This window comes from Streptomyces sp. NPDC001568 (assembly GCF_042893755.1).
Taxonomy (GTDB): domain Bacteria; phylum Actinomycetota; class Actinomycetes; order Streptomycetales; family Streptomycetaceae; genus Streptomyces.
Genome location: NZ_JBIAVF010000009.1, coordinates 116,147 through 127,892, shown reverse-complemented (window position 1 = coordinate 127,892; position 11,746 = coordinate 116,147). Strand labels below are relative to the sequence as shown.

The 11,746-nt window shown below is 73.4% G+C and carries 9 protein-coding genes; 5 read left to right on the top strand and 4 right to left on the bottom strand.

Annotated elements, in window-relative coordinates; genetic code table 11:
- Nucleotides 1-42: 42 nt before the first annotated feature.
- The 4 genes from ACFY0I_RS18350 to ACFY0I_RS18335 are packed head-to-tail and all read left to right on the top strand — an operon-like array spanning nt 43 to nt 4,878.
- The gene (locus ACFY0I_RS18350; RefSeq protein ID WP_388896510.1) at nt 43-1,977 is read left to right on the top strand and encodes an amino acid adenylation domain-containing protein; all 1,935 of its coding nucleotides are present in this window, start codon (nt 43-45) and stop codon (nt 1,975-1,977) included.
- Nucleotides 1,974-2,219, top strand: coding sequence for a phosphopantetheine-binding protein (locus ACFY0I_RS18345; RefSeq protein WP_388896507.1), 246 nt, complete (start codon nt 1,974-1,976; stop codon nt 2,217-2,219). The genes ACFY0I_RS18350 and ACFY0I_RS18345 overlap by 4 nt, the downstream gene beginning before the upstream one ends.
- Before the next feature lie 12 nt (nt 2,220-2,231).
- Nucleotides 2,232-3,560, top strand: a complete 1,329-nt coding sequence (locus tag ACFY0I_RS18340; protein WP_388896505.1) for a condensation domain-containing protein — start codon at nt 2,232-2,234, stop codon at nt 3,558-3,560.
- Nucleotides 3,544-4,878 (top strand): MFS transporter, encoded by a 1,335-nt coding sequence (locus ACFY0I_RS18335; protein WP_388896502.1) that lies wholly within the window; start codon nt 3,544-3,546, stop codon nt 4,876-4,878. The genes ACFY0I_RS18340 and ACFY0I_RS18335 overlap by 17 nt, the downstream gene beginning before the upstream one ends.
- A gap of 54 nt (nt 4,879-4,932) precedes the next feature.
- On the opposite strand, the gene ACFY0I_RS18330 is transcribed toward ACFY0I_RS18335, so the two are convergent.
- Complete coding sequence (locus ACFY0I_RS18330) at nt 4,933-5,388, bottom strand: Lrp/AsnC family transcriptional regulator (protein WP_281206988.1); 456 nt, start codon at nt 5,386-5,388, stop codon at nt 4,933-4,935.
- Nucleotides 5,389-5,511: 123 nt separating this feature from the next.
- On the opposite strand from ACFY0I_RS18330, the gene ACFY0I_RS18325 reads away from it, so the two are divergent.
- Nucleotides 5,512-6,513, top strand: coding sequence for an asparaginase (locus ACFY0I_RS18325; RefSeq protein ID WP_388896499.1), 1,002 nt, complete (start codon nt 5,512-5,514; stop codon nt 6,511-6,513).
- 90 nt (nt 6,514-6,603) lie between these two features.
- Here ACFY0I_RS18325 and meaB read toward each other — a convergent pair whose 3' ends face one another.
- From meaB to ACFY0I_RS18310, 3 genes are read right to left on the bottom strand one after another with little or no spacing between them, the layout of a single operon-like run.
- Nucleotides 6,604-7,593 carry a methylmalonyl Co-A mutase-associated GTPase MeaB gene (gene meaB / locus ACFY0I_RS18320; RefSeq protein WP_388896497.1) on the bottom strand — a complete coding sequence of 330 codons (990 nt, stop codon included), beginning with the start codon at nt 7,591-7,593 and terminating at the stop codon, nt 6,604-6,606.
- A gap of 12 nt (nt 7,594-7,605) precedes the next feature.
- Nucleotides 7,606-9,792, bottom strand: a complete 2,187-nt coding sequence (gene scpA, locus ACFY0I_RS18315; protein ID WP_388896494.1) for a methylmalonyl-CoA mutase — start codon at nt 9,790-9,792, stop codon at nt 7,606-7,608.
- On the bottom strand, nt 9,789-11,657 hold the full coding sequence (locus tag ACFY0I_RS18310; protein ID WP_388896491.1) for a methylmalonyl-CoA mutase family protein: 1,869 nt from the start codon (nt 11,655-11,657) through the stop codon (nt 9,789-9,791). Before ACFY0I_RS18310 ends, scpA begins: the two co-directional genes overlap by 4 nt.
- Between the last annotated feature and the right edge of the window lie 89 nt (nt 11,658-11,746).

The window sequence follows — 11,746 nt, the reverse complement described above, 5'->3', positions numbered from 1 at the left end:
GAACGCACTGAAGATCCAAAAGAGTAGGGGAGGGGACTGGACATGTCGCTGAAGGAGAGTGGATCCGCGGTCCGGGCGATCACACTGGACGCCTCGGCCGTCACCGCGGCGCGGGCCCTCGCCGCAGCGGCGGACACCACCGCCGAACGGATCCTCGGCTCGGCGTGCGCCGCCCTCGTGGCCCGGATCTGCCGCCTCGACGGCCCGGACGGGCGCGCCGGCGTCACCGCGCCCGCCGCCGTACCGCCCGCGGTCCTCCTGCCCGACGGCGGCGCGGAGTTCGCCCTCGGCGCGGAGGTCGCTCCGCACCTGGCCGAGGTGATCGCCGCCCGCGCGGACCGGTTCGTCGCCGCCGCGCTGGCCGGGCCGACGCGCCCCCTCGACGCGCTCGAACTCGTCGACGACGCCGACTGGGCGCTCCTGTCGCGGTGGTCGGGGCCGCGCACCGCGCCGGCCGCCACCGGTGGCGGGGCCGCGGCCGGCGCCGCGCACCTGATGTTCCTCGACCGGGCCCGCCGCCGGCCGGACGCCGTCGCCGTCTCCTCGCAGGGGGCGACGCTGACCTACCGCGAACTCCTCGAACGCGCCGCCGGCATCGCGGACGCGCTGACCGCCCGGGGCGTGCGGCCGGGGGAGCCCGTGGGCCTGCTCTTCGAGCGCGGCGCGGACTCCGTCGCCGCGACGGTCGCGGTGGCCCTGGCGGGCGCGACCGCGGTACCGCTCGACCCCGCCTACCCCGAGCCGAGGCTGCGGCTGATGCTCGCGGGACCGGGCGTACGCGTCACCCTCGCGACCGGCCCCGTCGACCTGCCCGTCGGAGAGGTCCTTCCGGTCACCGGGATCGCCCCCAGGACCGGGCCCTTCGACGAGGTCCCGCCGTCCGCGACCACGTCCACGCCCGGGTCCGCACCCGCCACCGTCATGTACACCTCCGGCTCGACCGGGCAGCCCAAGGGCGTACGCCTCACCCACCGGGGCATCGCCCGGCTCGCCCACGACGAGCGCCTCGACTTCGGCCCCGACGACCGCGTCCTGCACCTGGCCCCCGCCACCTTCGACGCGGCGCTCCTGGAGGTGTGGTGCACGCTGGCGCGCGGCGCCCGACTGGAGATCGCCCCGCCCGGACCGCTGACGCTGACCGAGCTCGCCGAGGTGATCACCGGCCGGGGCGTCACCGCGCTGTGGCTGACCGCCGGCCTGTTCCACCAGATGGCGGAGCACCAGCCGGAGGCCTTCGCGGGCGTACGGCGCCTGCTCACGGGCGGCGACGTCGTCTCGCCGCACCACGTGAACGCCGTCCTGTCCCGCCACCGGGGCCTCTCCCTGGTCAACGGCTACGGCCCCACCGAGAACACCACGTTCACCTGCTGCCACCTGTTGGACGCGCCGCTGCCCGAGGGCACGCCCACCGTGCCCGTCGGCACTCCCGTCCACGGCACCCGCGTCCACGTCGTGGACCGCGCCGGTCATCCCGTACCGCCCGGGGTCCCCGGCGAACTGTGGGCCGTCGGCGAGGGACTCGCCGACGGCTACCTGAACCTGCCGGAGCAGAGCGCGGAACGCTTCCCCGTGCCCACCACCGGCCGGCTCGCGGGCACCCGCTGCTACCGCACCGGCGACCTGGTCCGCTTCCGGCCCGACGGCTCCCTGGAGTTCCTCGGTCGGGAGGACGGCCAGGCCAAGATCAACGGCCACCGCGTCGAACCGGGCGAGATCGAGCAGGCCGTCCTGGCCCAGCCCGGGGTGCGCGGCGCCTGCGTCCTGGTGGAGACCGACCCGCTGGGCGGCAAACGCCTGGCCGCCTACATCGCCGGCGACGACCGGGGCCTGGCCAAGAGCGTGCGCGCGGGACTGCGCGCCGCGCTCCCCGGCCACCTCGTGCCGGCCCGCTACGTCGTCGTCGACAGACTTCCGTTGACCGCCAACGGCAAGACCGACCGGAACCGGCTGCGCGCCGGAGAGAGCGGGACCCGATGAGCACGACCGCACGAGAGACCACCCGGGGGATCTGGACCGAGGTCCTCGGCACCCCCATCGACGACGAGGCGGACTTCTTCCTGCTCGGCGGCCACTCCCTGCTGGCCACCCAGATGGTGGCCCGCCTGGAGGCGGCGCTGGGCGTCAAGGTCACCATGCGCGAGGTCCTCGACCACCCCGAGTTCGGCGAGTTCGCCGACCTGGTCACCGAACGCGCCGACACCGCAGCCCGAACCGCCTAGGAGCCACCGCACATGTCCGCACCCCTGCCCCTGCCCACCCTGAGCTACCAGGAGGGCAGGCTGCTGATGGACGAGCGCGGCCGCGCCCTGGGCGTGCCGTCCGTCCGCACCATCTCCCAGGCCTACCGGGTCCGTGGCCGGCTCGACCTGCCGCTGCTCGACCGGGCCCTGGAACTGCTCTCGCAGCGGCACGAGGCACTGCGCACGCGCTTCGACGGGCCGCGCGCGCAGACCGTGCACGCCGACGTCGTCGTGCGCGCCGTGACCTTCGACGCGGCGGGCGACGAGGCGGCGGCCATCGACCGGGTGCGGACCGAGGCGGAGGCGCCGCTGCCCGCGGAGCGGCCCGAGCGGCTGCGGGTCGCCGTGGTGCGCGTGGCCGACGACGACCACTTCGTCGTCCTCGTCTTCGACCACCTCGTGGTCGACGGCTGGGCCCGGGGCGTCCTCATGGAGGAACTCTCGACGCTCTACGCGGACCTCGCCGCCGGGCGCGCGCCTTCCCTCGCCGAGGTGTCGTACGCCTACCGGGACCACGTCCGCGACCAGCGCGACCTGCTGACCGGCCCGGACAGCGAGCGGATGCGGGAGTTCTGGCGGGCTCGCCTCGCCGGCGCCGGTGCGATACCCCGCCTGGACGTGCCCAAGCGTCCCGCCGGCGCGACGCCGGAGGGCGGCTACGAGACCAGGAGCCTCCCGCCGGCCGTCGCCGCCGAGATCCGCGGGTTCGCCGCCCGGGAGCGGGTCACCCTCTTCATGCTGGTCCTGTGCGGCCTGTTCGTGGTGCTGCGGGAGCACACCGGCAAGGACGACCAGGCCGTCGCCGTCAACGTCTACAACCGGGAGAGCGCCGGCCGCGAGAACCTCGTGGCGCCGCTCGCCGAACTCCTCGTCGTCCGCTCGGACCTGGCCGGCGCGGACACCTTCAGGGCCGCGCTGCGCCGCGTCCGCGGCGACAGCCTGGACGCCCAGGAACACGGGGAGATCCCCTTCGCCGAACTGGTGAAGACCTTCAACCCGGACGAGTACGCCGACCCCGACGCCCCCATCGGCGTCGTCCTCAACATGCTCTACGCGCAACTCCACGGCGGTGGGATGGACTTCGCGCCCGCCACGACCACCGTCCTCCCGCTCTCCGACGAGGGCTTCCGGCCCCGCAGCGAGCTGATGCTCGTCGGCGAGGCGGGTGCGGACACGCTGTCGCTGTCCGCGTACTACCAGGCCGACCGGCTGCCGGCGGAGTTCGTCGCCGGGCTGCTCGACCGGCTGGTCGTCCTGTTGGAGAAGGTCGTCGCCGACCCGTTGCTGCCGTTGGAGGTCCGCGGTGTCCGAGCGTCGTGACGAGACCCTGCTGCGGGCGGCGTTCATCGTCTCCACCGGCGGCGACTGGGTGTTCCGCTTCGCCCTGCCGGTCCTGGTCCTCCAGCTGACGGGCTCGGCGTTCCTCGCCGCGTTCACGTACGCGCTGGAGTTCGTGCCGTTCGTCCTCGTCGGCCTTTTCAGCGGAGTCGTCGCCGACCGCGTCGACCGGCGCAACCTGATGATCCGCTGCGACGTGTGCTCGGCCGCCGTGGTCGGGGCGATCGGCCTGTTGTGCCTGCTCGACAGCCCGCCGGTGTCCGCCGTCTACGTGGCCGCCTTCGTGCTGGCCTGCATGCGGCCGCTGTACTTCCCCGCGTTCCAGGGCTTCCTGATGGAACGGGTGCCGGCCGAGCGCCGACCGGTGATGAACGCCTGGGTGCAAGGGTCGGAGAGCCTGCTCAACATGCTCGGGCCGATCGCCGGCATCAGCGTCGTCGCCTTCCTCGGCCCGGCCGCGGCCAGCGGGGTCAACGCGCTGTCGTTCGGGTTGTCCGCCGTGCTCATCCTGCTGACCACGGCCTCTCCCGTCACCAGGGCGACCACGGCCCTGCGCGAGGCGGTACGGGGGATGGCCCCGGACCTGCTGACCGGCTTCCGGCTGCTGTTCGCCGATCCGGTGCTGCGCTCGGGGACGATCCTGCTCACCCTCACGAACTTCGCGGTGCACGCCGTCGAGGCGAACCTCGTGTACGTCGTCACGGAGGCGACCGACCAGTCGAAGTTCGTCCTCGGCGTGGTCGTCGCGGCGCAGGGCGCGGGCGCGGTCGCGGGCGCCGCCGCCGTCCCGCGGCTGCTGAGGCGGTACCGGGAGGGGACGCTGCTGTCCGTCGGCATGGGCGCGCTGGCCCTCGCGCTGCTGACCCCGGCCGTCTCGGCCGACGTGTGGGTGCTCGCCCCCGCGTGGGCCCTGGCCGGGGCGGCGACCTCGCTCATCGTGGTGGGCTGGTTCACCTACCGGCAGACCGTCATCGACGCCGAGTTCATGGGTCGGGTCGTCGCCGTCAACCGGGCCGTCTCCTTCACCGCGATCCTCCCGGCCTCGCTGCTCGGCGGCTGGATGGCGGCGGAGCTGGCCCCGGGCTGGCTGTTCGCCACCGCGGGCGTCGTGCAGGCGCTCGCCTGGATCGCGACGGCCGCGGGACTCGTGGGCAAGGCCGGGCGGCGCGACGGGGGCGCCGGGCCGGGCGGGGGGACCGACAAGGGCGGGACCGACAAGGACCGGACCGACAAGGGCGGGACCGCGGCGGCCGGGGAGCCCAAGGCGGCCGGCGCCGGCGAGGCGGCCGCCGTCGGCTGACGACGCCCGCCGGGCTCGGCGCTCCGGCGCCGCGCCGCGCGGACCCGACGGGTCTCACCGGTCCACGGGGAGGCCCGTCGGTTCCTTGATGCGCTTCATGATGATCTGGGAGTTGACCTCGGTGACGCCGGAGAGGGCCGTCAGCTGCTCGATCCACAGGCGTTCGTACGCGCGCAGGTCCGCGACCGCGATGCGCAGCAGGCAGCCGGGGCTGCCGAAGAGGCGGTAGGCCTCGATGACGTCGGGGATGTCCTGGAGCGCGGCCTCGAAGGCTTCGACGGCCGCGCGGTCGCGGCGGACCTCGACCGACACCAGCACCTCGAAGCCGCGGCCCACCGCCTCGGGGTCGATGACCGCGCGGTAGCCCTGGATCACCCCGTCCTCCTCCAGCTGCCGGACCCGGCGCATGCAGGGGGAGGGGGTCAGCCCCACGCGCTGGGCCAGCTCCTGGTTGCTGAGCCGGCCGTCCTTCTGAAGCTCGCGCAAGATTTCTCGGTCGATCGCATCCATGACGCAATGATCGCCCATCGAATGTTACGAGGGGGGATGAAGAGGCAATCTCATTGCGCGTAGATCTCACTATCATTGCCATGAATGGAATGTCTGTGCGAGATCTCGTGAGGAAGGGTGGCCATGGGACGCATCGTCGTCATCAGCACCGGCGGAACGATAGCCAGCCGCTGGATGGGCTCGGGCTTCGCCGCGGAGGCCGACGGCCGTGAGGTGATGGCCACCGCCCCACTGCCCGAGGGCATCACCATCGAGGTCGTGGACCTGTTCCGGGTGAACAGCCCCCGGCTCACCACCGCCCACCAGCTCACCCTGCTGCGCACCGTCCACGAGGTGCTCGCCGACCCCGACGTGGACGGCATCGTCGTCACGCACGGCACCGACACCCTGGAGGAGTCGGCCTTCCTCGTCGACCTGCACCACCACGACGCCCGCAGCGTCGTGTTCACCGGCTCGCAGCTGCCCATGGGCTCCGCCGACGGCGACGGCCCCGGCAACCTCTACGACGCGCTGCTGACCGCCGCCACCACGCGCGGACTCGGCGTCCTGATCACCTTCGCCGGCCGGGTGCACGCCGCCCGCGGCACCGTCAAGACGCAGGCCGTGGCCCTGGACGCCTTCGCCGACCCCTCGAAGGAGCTCCTCGGGAAGATCGGCTTCGGCAAGGTCACCATGCTGCGCGAACCGCAGCGGCCGGCGCCGCTCGCGCTGCCCGCGATGCCGGAGCTGCCGCCGCGCGTCGACATGGTGATGCACCACGCCGACGGTGACCCGCTGCTGCTGAACGCCGCCGTCGAGGCGGGCGCCCGGGGCATCGTCCTGGTCGGCACCGGCGCCGGCAACGCCACCCCCGAGATCGTGGACGCGGTGGCCGCGGCCATCGCCCGGGGCGTGCTGGTCGCGCTGACCACGCGGGTCGCGGCCGGCCCCGTCACCGAGATCTACACGCACGGCGGCGCCGTCGACCTCGTCGCCGTCGGGGCCGTCGCGACCGGGACGCTGCGGGCCGGGCAGGCCCGGATCGCCGTGCTCTCCGCCCTGCTCGCCGGGTCCGACCCGGCCGAGCAGAACCGGATCCTGCGCCGCACGCTGGCCGCCGAGGACCAGGCCCTCACCTCCGCCTGAGCGTACGAACGAGCCGCCGCCGCCCCCGGAAGGCCAGGGTCGACGGCGGCTCTCGGCCCGATGGCCGGCCTCCGGGGCGGTCGGCCGATCTCAGGCCCGGTTGCCGAAGGCGCCGAGGATGCGGTCCGCCGCCGAGGTGGCCGTCACCGTACCCGCCCTGACCTCGGCTTCGAGGGTCGGCGCGAGGTCCCGTACGGCCGGGTCCGCGCGGAGCCGCTCCAGCAGGGCGTCACGGACCATCGACCACGTCCACTCCACCTGCTGCGCGGCCCGCTTGGCCGCCAAGCGGCCACCGGCCTCCAGCAGGGTCCGGTGCTGTTCGAGGCGGTTCCACACCTCGTCCAGGCCGACGGACTCCCGCGCGCTGCACGTCAGCACGGGCGGGGTCCACGCCGCGTCGGCCGGGTGCATCAGCCGCAGCGCGCCCGCCAGTTCGCGGGCGGCGGCCTTCGCGTCCCGTTCGTGGGGGCCGTCGGCCTTGTTCACGGCCAGGACGTCGGCCAGTTCCAGGACGCCCTTCTTGATGCCCTGGAGCTGATCGCCCGTCCGGGCCAGGGACAGCAGCAGGAAGGAGTCGACCATGCCGGCGACCGTGGTCTCCGACTGGCCGACGCCGACCGTCTCGACGAGCACCACGTCGTAGCCCGCTGCCTCCATCACGATCATCGACTCGCGGGTGGCCTTCGCGACCCCGCCCAGCGTGCCCGCCGAGGGGGAGGGCCGCACGAACGCCGCCGGGTCGACGGAGAGGCGCTCCATCCGGGTCTTGTCGCCGAGGATGGAGCCGCCCGTCCGCGTCGAGGACGGGTCCACGGCGAGGACGGCCACACGATGGCCCAGCCCGGTGAGCATCGTGCCGAACGCGTCGATGAACGTGGACTTGCCGACCCCGGGCACCCCGCTGATGCCGATCCGCCGGGCGTGCCCGGCGTGCGGCAACAGACGGGTCAGCAGGCCCTGGGCCAGGGCGCGGTGGTCCGCCCGGGTGGACTCGACGAGGGTGATGGCGCGCGCGATGTGCGCGCGCTTCCCGTCGAGCACGCCCTTCACGTACACGTCGATGTCGATCTTCGGGGGCATCCGTGCGGCCGCTTACAGCTCGTGGCCCAGTTCCGCGGCCAGCCGCGTCACCAGGTCGTGGGCCGCGTCCGGGATCACGGTGCCCGGCGGGAAGACCGCCGTCGCGCCCATCTCCAGCAGGGTCGGGACGTCCGCCGGCGGGATGACCCCGCCCACGACGATCATGATGTCCTCGCGCCCCTCCTCGGCGAGCTGCTGTCGCAGCGCCGGTACGAGGGTCAGGTGACCGGCCGCCAGCGAGGACACGCCCACCACGTGGACGTCCGCCTCGACGGCCTGACGGGCCACCTCCGCCGGGGTCTGGAACAGCGGGCCGACGTCCACGTCGAAGCCCAGGTCGGCGAAGGCCGTCGCGATGACCTTCTGGCCGCGGTCGTGGCCGTCCTGACCCATCTTGGCGACCAGGATGCGCGGACGCCGTCCCTCCGCCTCCTCGAACCGGTCGACGAGCGCACGGGTGCGCTCCACGGACGGGGACTCGCCTGCTTCCATGCGGTACACACCCGAGATCGTACGGATCTGGCTCGCGTGACGCCCGTACACCTTCTCCAGGGCGTCGGAGATCTCACCCACGGTCGCCTTGGCGCGGGCCGCGTCCACCGCGAGCGCCAGCAGGTTGCCCTCGCCGCTGCCGGCCGCGTTCGTGAGCGCCCGCAGGGTGTCCTGGGTGACGGCCTCGTCGCGTTCCTCGCGCAGCCGGCGCAGCTTGGCGATCTGCTGGGTGCGGACCGAGGAGTTGTCGACCTTGAGGACGTCGATCTCCTCGTCGGTGGCCACCCGGTACTTGTTGACGCCGATCACCGGCTGTCGGCCGGAGTCGATGCGGGCCTGCGTACGGGCCGCGGCCTCCTCGACGCGCAGCTTCGGGATGCCCGCGTCGATGGCCTGCGCCATGCCGCCGGCCGCCTCGACCTCCTCGATGTGCTGCCACGCCCGCCGCGCGAGGTCGTAGGTCAGCTTCTCGACGTAGGCGCTGCCGCCCCACGGGTCGATCGAGCGGCAGGTGCCCGACTCCTGCTGGAGCAGCAGCTGGGTGTTGCGCGCGATGCGCGCCGAGAAGTCGGTGGGCAGCGCGAGGGCCTCGTCGAGGGCGTTGGTGTGCAGCGACTGGGTGTGCCCCTGGGTCGCCGCCATCGCCTCGATGCAGGTGCGGGTGACGTTGTTGAAGACGTCCTGCGCGGTCAGCGACCAGCCGGAGGTCTGCGAATGGGTGCGCAGCGAGAGCGACTTGGCGTTCTTCGGGTCGAACTGCTTGACCAGGCGCGCCCACAGCAGGCGGGCCGCGCGGAGCTTCGCGACCTCCATGAAGAAGTTCATGCCGATCGCCCAGAAGAACGACAGGCGCGGCGCGAACGCGTCGACGTCCAGCCCCACCGCCTGGCCCGCCCGCAGGTACTCCACGCCGTCGGCGAGGGTGTACGCCAGCTCCAGGTCGGCCGTGGCCCCGGCCTCCTGGATGTGGTAGCCGGAGATGGAGATCGAGTTGTAGCGGGGCATCTTCTGCGAGGTGAACGCGAAGATGTCCGAGATGATCCGCATCGAGGGCTTGGGCGGGTAGATGTAGGTGTTGCGGACCATGAACTCCTTGAGGATGTCGTTCTGGATGGTCCCGGCGAGCTTGTCGGGGGAGACGCCCTGCTCCTCCGCCGCCACGATGTAGAGGGCGAGGACCGGCAGCACCGCGCCGTTCATCGTCATCGACACCGACATCTTGTCCAGCGGGATCCCGTCGAACAGCTGGCGCATGTCGTAGATCGAGTCGATCGCCACGCCCGCCATGCCGACGTCACCGGTGACGCGCGGGTGGTCGCTGTCGTAGCCGCGGTGCGTGGGCAGGTCGAAGGCGACCGACAGGCCCTTCTGGCCGGAGGCCAGGTTGCGCCGGTAGAAGGCGTTCGACTCCTCGGCCGTGGAGAAACCGGCGTACTGACGGATCGTCCAGGGCTGGTTGACGTACATCGTCGGGTAGGGCCCGCGCAGGTACGGGGCCACGCCCGGGTACGTCCCGAGGAAGTCCAGGCCCTCCAGGTCCCGCCCGGTGTACAGCGGCTTGACGCCGATGCCCTCGGGGGTCTCCCACAGCAGGTCGCCCGTGGCGTTCCCGGTCGACTCCTTCACCGCCGCGCGCCACTGGTCCTCGGTGATCCCGGTGGACGGGCCGCCGCCGAGCGCGAGTTCGGAGAAATCGGGGATGCTCATGACGAGACTCCCATCCGGTCGAGTACGGAGGACAGCACGGAGACCGCGTCACAGCCGGCGAAGACGTACTCGTCCACGGCCTGTTCGGCGGTACCGGGCCTGCCCGCGAGGAACACGGTCGTCGCGCCCGCCGAGCGCAACGCGTCGGCCACCGCCTGCGCCTGCTCCTCGTACAGCGCGTCGCTGGAGCAGAGCACCGCCATCCCGTCGGCGCCGCTCGCGGCGTAGGCCGCGGCGGCCGTGGCCGGGTCCACCGAGACCGGGTCGTGGACGGGTTCGACGCCGCCCGCCTGGAACAGGTTCGAGGCGAAGGTGGCCCGCCCGGTGTGCGCGGCGGCCGGGCCGAGCGCCGCGAGGAAGATCCGCGGACGGGCACCGGTCGCGGCGAGGTGGGCGTCGCTGCGGGCGCGCAGCGTCTCGTACGCCTCGTCCCGGCGGACCCGCGGCAGACCGCCCGTCGGCGTCGGCGGCAGGGGCTCGCGCACGACGGGCTTCTCCGACAGCGACGGGAACTCGCTGACGCCGGTGATCGGCTCGCGTCGCGTCGCCAGCTTCTTCGAGCGGGCCGCCCACGTCCCGGCGAGCCGCTCGGCGACCAGGCCCGAGCGCAGCGCGGCCTCCTGGCCGCCGGCCTTCTCGACGGTCCGGAAGAACTCCCACGCGGCGTGCGCGAGTTCGTCGGTCAGGGTCTCGACGTAGTACGAGCCGCCGGCCGGGTCGATGACCCGCGCCAGGTGGGACTCCTCCACCAGTACGGTGGAGGTGTTGCGGGCGATCCGCCGCGCGAACGCGTCCGGCAGGCCCAGCTCGCTGTCGAAGGGGAGCACGGTGACGGAGTCCGCGCCGCCCACTCCGGCGGCCATGCAGGCCACCGTGGTGCGCAGCATGTTCACCCACGGGTCGCGGCGGGTCATCATCACGGGCGAGGTCACGGCGTGCTGGCGCTGCGCCCCCGACTCGGGGCTGGCGCAGGCCTCGGCGACGCGGGCCCACAGCCGGCGCGCGGCGCGCAGCTTGGCGATCGTCAGGAACTGGTCGGCGGTGGCGGCGTAACGGAACTCGATCTGTCCGAACGCCGCGTCGGCGCCGAGGCCGGCCCCGGTCAGGGCCCGCAGGTAGGCGACCCCGGTGGACAGCGACAGGCCGAGTTCCTCGGCGGCGCTGCCACCCGCCTCGTGGAAGGGCAGGGCGTCGACGGTCAGGGCGCGGACGCCGGGCCAGGAAGCGGCCGTCTCCCGGGCCAGGGCGGCGGCCGCCGGCAGGTCCAGGGCCTCCCCGGTGCGGGCCTCGTGGCCCAGCGGGTCGATGCCGAGCGAGGCGCGGGCGTCCTGGGGGGCGACGCCGCGTTCCGCGTACAGCGCGAGCAACGCGCGGGCGGCAGCCGGGTACGCGGCGCCCGCGTCCAGGGCGATGGGGGCGAGGTCGAGGTAGACCCCGTCCAGGGCCCGGCCCAGGTCCTCGGCGGGCAGTCCGCCCGGGCCGACGGTCAGCCACAGGGAGGTGGTGCCGTTCTCCAGGTCCGCGAGGGCCGCCTCGTTCACCCGTACGGGGTCGCTGCCCGCGATCCGCTGGCGCACGTCCCAGCCGGAGGCCGTGGTGCCCTCCGGGGTGCCGCCGCGGACGAAGGGCGCGAACCCGGGGAAGCCGGTGCTGTCACCGTCCCCGTCGTCGGGGGGTGCCGTGTACAGCGGGCGGGTGATGAGCCCGTCCTCTAGCTTCGTGGAAAGGGCTGCTTCCGCCGCCTCGCCGGATACTTCCTTGCCCGACTTGCGCAGTACGCCTTCAACCAGGCGCTGCCACTGCTCATGTGTCGCGTCAGGAAACTCGGCGGCCAGGGAGAGCCCGTCGTCAGGCTGGACCGTCATGGCTCGAATGCTAGGGGGGCCGCTCAGGCGAGACCATAACCGCCGGATGTGATCTCGCACTCCCAGGTCAGATAGGGGTCGGAGTGGCG

Bases quoted from the DNA above. Each gene is read 5' to 3' on its own strand.
- ACFY0I_RS18350 (WP_388896510.1), top strand. From the start codon at position 43: ATGTCGCTGAAGGAGAGTGGATCCGCGGTCCGGGCGATCACACTGGAC.
- ACFY0I_RS18345 (WP_388896507.1), top strand. From the start codon at position 1,974: ATGAGCACGACCGCACGAGAGACCACCCGGGGGATCTGGACCGAGGTC.
- ACFY0I_RS18340 (WP_388896505.1), top strand. From the start codon at position 2,232: ATGTCCGCACCCCTGCCCCTGCCCACCCTGAGCTACCAGGAGGGCAGG.
- ACFY0I_RS18330 (WP_281206988.1), bottom strand. From the start codon at position 5,388: ATGGATGCGATCGACCGAGAAATCTTGCGCGAGCTTCAGAAGGACGGC.
- ACFY0I_RS18325 (WP_388896499.1), top strand. From the start codon at position 5,512: ATGGGACGCATCGTCGTCATCAGCACCGGCGGAACGATAGCCAGCCGC.
- meaB (WP_388896497.1), bottom strand. From the start codon at position 7,593: ATGCCCCCGAAGATCGACATCGACGTGTACGTGAAGGGCGTGCTCGAC.
- scpA (WP_388896494.1), bottom strand. From the start codon at position 9,792: ATGAGCATCCCCGATTTCTCCGAACTCGCGCTCGGCGGCGGCCCGTCC.
- ACFY0I_RS18310 (WP_388896491.1), bottom strand. From the start codon at position 11,657: ATGACGGTCCAGCCTGACGACGGGCTCTCCCTGGCCGCCGAGTTTCCT.